Origin of the sequence: Faecalibacterium sp. DFI.5.82 (assembly GCF_029076575.1) — a bacterium.
In the GTDB taxonomy this organism is placed as follows: domain Bacteria; phylum Bacillota; class Clostridia; order Oscillospirales; family Ruminococcaceae; genus Faecalibacterium; species Faecalibacterium duncaniae.
On sequence record NZ_JARFIS010000467.1, the window covers coordinates 1 to 313 of the forward strand.

The 313-nt window shown below is 54.3% G+C and carries 1 protein-coding gene; it reads left to right on the top strand.

Annotated elements, in window-relative coordinates:
- Positions 1-313: acetyl-CoA hydrolase/transferase C-terminal domain-containing protein (locus P0G09_RS17455; protein ID WP_275253308.1), on the top strand; the 313-nt coding region annotated here is incomplete at both ends.

Consider the following 313-nt stretch of genomic DNA (forward strand, 5'->3'; position numbering starts at 1 on the left):
TGCCCAACGCCATCGGCAACCTGATCGCGAAGAGCGACCTGAAGGATTTGGGTGTGCACACCGAGATGTATGTGGATGCCTTTGTGGATATTGCAAAGGCAGGCAAGATCACCGGCCGCCACAAGAATCTGGACAAGGGCCGTCAGTTCTATGCCTTTGGTGCAGGTACCCTGAAGATGTACGATTACCTGAACGACAACCCGGAGTGCATGGCCGCTCCCGTGGAGTACAACAACGACATCCGCAGCATCTCCGCCATCGACAACTTCATCTCCATCAACAATGCGGTGGATATTGACCTGTTCGGTCAGGT